General features: G+C 47.1%; 2 protein-coding genes. Both read left to right on the forward strand.

The window, feature by feature from the left end; genetic code table 11:
- Window positions 1-134: 134 nt before the first annotated feature.
- Window positions 135-2,207: a caspase family protein gene (locus PX636_RS15485; RefSeq protein WP_288117740.1), complete on the forward strand. Its 2,073-nt coding sequence runs from the start codon at window positions 135-137 to the stop codon at window positions 2,205-2,207.
- Between the two features lie 75 nt (window positions 2,208-2,282).
- On the forward strand, window positions 2,283-3,935 hold the full coding sequence (locus tag PX636_RS15490) for a DUF6930 domain-containing protein (RefSeq protein WP_288117741.1): 1,653 nt from the start codon (window positions 2,283-2,285) through the stop codon (window positions 3,933-3,935).
- Window positions 3,936-4,187 lie beyond the last annotated feature (252 nt).

Raw genomic sequence — 4,187 nt, forward strand, 5'->3', positions numbered from 1 at the left:
CAAGCTTTTCTGGTCGGAACCCCCTAAGCCGAGTTTTCAAGGTGCTGCGCCGTCCACTTGGTTTTCGAGACTGGCCTTTTAATTCTAACGTAAAGCCGCCGTAGAACGGCGGGGTTTCAGACCCAAAATTTCCGATGAACATAACTAGGCGAGAATTGATCCAGCAGACAGGTTGGGGGTTGCTGACTTTGGCGATTAGTCAAGGGACCCTTAACCGTCATTTGGCCGCTCTCGCCACCCCTAATCCCCGAAAATTGGCTCTTTTAGTCGGTATTGACCAGTATGGGGCGAATATTCCGCCGCTGCCCGGCTGTCTTACCGATGTGGAGTTACAAAAAGACCTTCTCCGTTATCGTTTTGGCTTTCAGGATGCTGATATAGTAACTTTAACGGGACAACAAGCCAGTCGAGAAGCGATCGAAGCGGCTTTTTTAGAACACCTGATCGCCCAAGCCAGGTTGGGGGATGTGGTAATTTTTCACTTTAGCGGTTATGGCAGTCTTGGGGCCGGAAAAGAGGTTTTTATTACTGCTGATGGGGCAGAAAATGCTTTAATCAAGGAAAATATCCTGCTGATGGCTCGCTGTCTAGCTACGGATAAGTTTAGCTTGATTTTTGATAGTAGTCATCTCCCCCAACCTCAGCCCTATCTCGGTAATCTCCGCATTCGTTCCTATTCTAGAACCATTACTGATCCTAACCCCGCCGAATTAACTTTCGCTGCCGATATTAAAACCCGTTTTAACCTCAAAAATAAGCCTAGTAACGGCGTTATTCTCGCTGCCGCTAAACCAGAGCAAATCGCCCTGGAATTGAGCGGTAATAGCCCCAATGCTGGCTTATTCACCTATGATCTCACTCAGTATCTCTGGCAAGTTTCCCCCAGTCCGACAATTGCGATCGCTTTTCCCCATCTCCGTAATCTCGTCGCTAGTCACAGCAGTCAACAACAGCAACCGGCAATCCTGACCAATAATCAAAATAATTCTGTGCCGCTATATCATACAACGTCAGAAAAGTCAAGGGTTGGGGCGGCAATTGTTACAAATCTTATTGATGAGCGCACCCTAGAAGTCAATCTGGTCGGCCTGCCCTTAGAAATCCTGGAAAATTACGGAATTAACTCCTGTTTGAGCTTTATTGAGGCGACCGGGGAGGAAATCAGCCTACAAATTCTCTCCCGTCAGGGTTTAAAAGCCAAAGCCCAGTTATTATCACCAACCGCCTCCCTAGAAATAGGACAGATTCTAGAGGAAAAATTGCGGGTTTTTCCGAGTAAAATCGGCTTAATCGTCGGTTTGGATCCTAACTTAACCCGGATTGAACGGGTAGATGCCACCAGTACCTTTGCCAGTTTGCCCGATGTGGCCGCCGTGGTTAACATTGGCGAACAAACGGTAGATTGTCTCTTAAGTCGAGTTGGTAGCGAAGAAACTGGCAATTATCAGTTATTATCTGCCAATGGCTCCCTAATTATCGGTAGTTTAGGGGCGGCCAACGAAGCAATTAAATCGGGAATCAAACGACTGCAATCGCAACTAGAAACCCTGCTGGCCTGCAAATTGTGGCACTTGTTGATCAATCAAGAATCCTCCGGTTTAGCCGTCATCGTCACCCTGGAAAGCCTCGATCAAACCTATATCTCCACGGTGCCAACCCAAAAAATTGCGGGTAGCAGGGGGACTAATACCGCTAAAAACGACTTAATTCTGCCCGTCGGTACGGAAATTCGCTATCAAATCGAGAATCAAGAAGAACAACCCCTCTACGCACTGATCCTTGTCCTCGACAGCGATCGCCAACCGCTTTTATACTGTTCCCGTTCAGAAAACCCCGATAATTTCAGCAATTCCAGTCCATTAGCCCCTTTTGTCGTGGCGGCCAAAACCAAGGCCACCATCCCCAATGACCGCCAAGGGCATTGGAAAATTAGTCAACCCAAGGGCATCAGAGAGAATATACTGATCCTCAGTCGCCATCCTTTCCCGAAAACCTTGACCCTTCTCAATGCCACTCAAAGCCTCAAGGGAGAAGCCACCCCACTGCTCACCCTGACTAACCCCCTAGAAATAGCCAGAGCTTTCTGGAGCGATCTAAAATTAGATTTAGGTCTAAAAATGGATAGTTCTGGCAGTGTAATTGATGAATACGCCTTTGATCTGGGAACTTGGTCAGGTTTCCAGTTTATTTATCAAGTTATCGACTAAATCGATAGAATAATTCTATGGAATCCTTGAAAAGAAAAGGTTAAAATCCTAAAACAGCTACCCCTAAATTTCCCGATGAATCTTCTGCCCCGGACCACCCAAAGCCGCCTCAAAAAAATTCCACAAATTCCCAGTGTTTGGGAAGGAGATCGTCGTGCTTTATCCTTATCCGAGAGAATGCCCCGGGCCACCCTAGAACCAAATCAAGAAAGCGGTGGCGAGTGCGTGATCTGGGTGGATGGTAGCGAGGGCTGTGTACGCGCTATGGAAGTAGTTTCCCCTGAAACCGGGCCAGAGGCCATGGTGAGAACCTTAATCCGCGCCATCGAAACACCCCAAAATCCCGCCCGGCCAGCCAGACCGAAAAAAATTATCGTCCGCGATCGAGAAACACAGTTTTTTCTGCGCGGGGTACTGCAAGATCTCGATATCACCATCGATTATGTCCCCAGTTTGCCCCTGATCGATGATCTCTTTCGTGGATTCGACGAATTCCAAAATAACCGCCCCCCGGCAATTCCTCCCGCTTGGCAGTCCGCTTTAGTGAAAACCGCTCACGAAATTTGGAAAGCTGAACCCTGGTCCTGTTTAGCTGATTACGATATTTTGCAAATTAAGCTCGATCGCCCCGATTTCCCGAATCTTTACGCCTGTGTCATGGGAATGCTCGGTCGGGAATACGGAATCATTCTCTATCGTTCCCTAGAATCCCTCAAACAATTCCGGCAGTCCGCTTTAGAAGAAAAATCGATGGAAAGATTAGAAAAGGCCTTTCTTTCCCAAGATTGTTGGTTTTTAAGCTACGAATTGGCCGATGATGATGAGGACGATGATGAGGATGACTACGATCTAGCCTCGGCTGCCCCCTCCCAAATCCATCCAGTTTTCGGCAGCGTGCATCCCTACGAAGGTATTCGCCCCTATTTAGATGAAGAAGAAGCAATCACGGTATATTTAGCTTTAATAGCTCTGTTGCGCTTTTTTAAAGGCAATCAATCCGCTTTATCCGAAGAACCGATCGGAGAATTACAGCGTCGTTTTCGCATTTCCCTCGATCCCGAACAAGCAAAAGGGGAAACCGTGGCGGTGACGGTGGCCACGATGCCCGATCTATGTGCGGAATTTATGCAACTCTTGGAGGAAGAGGACGACGACGAGGATGAGGATGATGAGGATGATGAGGAAGAATCCGTACTCAAGGAGGATTTAGTTCCTGATAATGCACATCTCAGTCTGGGAATGGTTCCCTGGCAATTATTAGATAAAATTCGCAGTCGTCCGAAAATCCATTATCAACCCCAATCCGTACCGACAAAAGGAGAGGGTTTCCCCGTGGTCATGATCCAGACCTCCCGACCGAAAGCCAAGGAAATTATCGAAAAAATCGAACAAGCTGGCGGTTTGGCGGCTATTGGTTTTAACCCCGGCGAAGATCCCCTAGAAGATACCCGTTATGATCTGGGGATTCTGAAAATGGCTAACGGTGATCTCTATCTGTTTGGGGAATTCGAGCAAGATGATCCCGACCACCGTAATGCTCGCCGCAATTGGCAAAAACGCATCAAAAATACCGAGGGTTATTGTGGTTTGATTATTGCCATGGGGGTAACTGGTTCCTCCTGCGGTAATCCCCAATTAAACGATATGTTAGCCCTCTACGAAGCAAAATCGATCGATAGTAAAGATTTAGACTTGGGAGTTTTGACTCTTATGCCTCACTTTGGTTAATTTTAACGAAGGCAGCGGCGGCTCTTTTTCAGTGATCAGTAATCAGTAATCAGTTTGCTTGGCAAATTCATTGACATACTCCCACCGTCAAGCTGCGCTATGAAGTGTAGAAATATACCCATGACGAATCGATTTTTACCGCCGCGCATGGGCAGAAATTCCCTTAATGGGTAGGTCAACTTCGATCAGTCGTTTAGGGTAGGTCATCATGGTTAAATTTTTACAATTTGGTTAAAAAATCCCACTCCTCAA

The organism is Microcystis sp. M53598_WE2 (assembly GCF_030067735.1).
Classification (GTDB): Bacteria; Cyanobacteriota; Cyanobacteriia; order Cyanobacteriales; family Microcystaceae; genus Microcystis; species Microcystis aeruginosa.

What these genes read in the sequence shown, in the direction of transcription:
- PX636_RS15485 (WP_288117740.1), top strand. Translation starts at nt 135, where the DNA reads ATGAACATAACTAGGCGAGAATTGATCCAGCAGACAGGTTGGGGGTTG.
- PX636_RS15490 (WP_288117741.1), top strand. Translation starts at nt 2,283, where the DNA reads ATGAATCTTCTGCCCCGGACCACCCAAAGCCGCCTCAAAAAAATTCCA.